The sequence below is a fragment of the Sinorhizobium fredii USDA 205 genome (genome assembly GCF_001461695.1).
GTDB lineage: Bacteria > Pseudomonadota > Alphaproteobacteria > Rhizobiales > Rhizobiaceae > Sinorhizobium > Sinorhizobium fredii.
Genome location: NZ_AUTC01000087.1, coordinates 1 through 1,274, shown reverse-complemented (window position 1 = coordinate 1,274; position 1,274 = coordinate 1). Strand labels below are relative to the sequence as shown.

At 51.3% G+C, this 1,274-nt stretch carries 1 protein-coding gene; it reads left to right on the top strand.

All coding sequences use genetic code 11. The features are described from left to right. On the top strand, nt 1–1,225 hold a 1,225-nt coding region (locus N181_RS09940; protein WP_060563359.1), incomplete at its 5' end, for a carbamoyltransferase C-terminal domain-containing protein. Nucleotides 1,226–1,274: the final 49 nt, after the last annotated feature.

Here is a 1,274-nt window from a genome sequence, read left to right as displayed (position 1 = left end):
GAAATCGCAAAAAGCCTCGGCTACTGCGGTCCTGACCGGATGGTTACAACTGAATATAACGAAGATAGCTGATGTGATGCCAGAGCCTGGCCATCGCTATGCCATGCTCTACGCGTTAGCGGATCCTACTTTCGACAAAAGCACAGGGGAGTTTTCTCGCTTATCCGACGCCGGAAAATTGATGGCGCTCGCTTCGCTCTCGAAAAGAAGCCAGCCTACGAGCGAGGAGAAGAAAATCACGTCCTTTCTGTTGCAGGATTGCAACCACCTTAAGCCCCGTGATTGTGAAGCATTAAAAGATTTGCCGCACTACAATGTGGGCGTGGAAGACCCTGAATTCCGAAACTTTGCAGGCATTTTCAGCGACCATCTGTTTGACCGCTTTCGTCTGTTCGCCGAGGCAAATCTCAAACGAGGAATGCCATTGTTGATAACTGGGGGGTGTGGGCTTAATCGCGATTGGAACACTAAGTGGAGAGATTCGGGGCTATTCAGCGATGTATTTGTCCCTCCCGTCCCTAATGATTCCGGTTCAGCGATTGGTACAGCCATCGACGCACAGTTCCAGTTCACTGGCGACCCAAAAATCTCGTGGGACGTATACTCTGGATTGCATTTCGTGTCCGACAGAGCTGTCGATAGCGCCCTGTTTGACGAATGGGAGCCGAGTACTTCGACCGTTGCCGAGATGTTGGCCAGCGATATGATCTTGGGATGGGCAAGCGGTCGGTATGAAATCGGACCACGCGCTCTCGGTAATCGCTCCATCTTGGCTGCGCCTTTTAAAACCAGCACCAGAGAGCGGCTGAACGTCATCAAACAGCGTGAGCAATTTCGTCCACTCGCTCCCGTCTGCTTGGAAGACGATGCTGACAAATGGTTCGCATGTAGTCACCCCAGCCCGTTCATGCTTTACACCTTTCGGGCCACCACAGATGGGCTTGAAGCGGTGACTCATGTGAACCGGACTGCGCGGATTCAAACGGTATCTGCGCTCACTAATCTTCCATTGTTCGAGTTGCTGTCTGCTTTTAAAGCCTTAACGGGCTACGGCGTGTTGTGCAATACTTCCCTGAATTTCAAGAACAAGGGCTTCACTAACACAATATCTGACCTTTCAGCTTACACCTTACAGCATCAGCTTGACGGGTTTGTCGTCGAGGGGCGGAGTTACATGCTGAAATCGTCGCTCAGGTATCAGAGCTACCAACGTTCTCGCTGTTGATCGAAGCTAGTGGTATCCGCCTAACATAAGAGTCCGTATGGGATTCCCT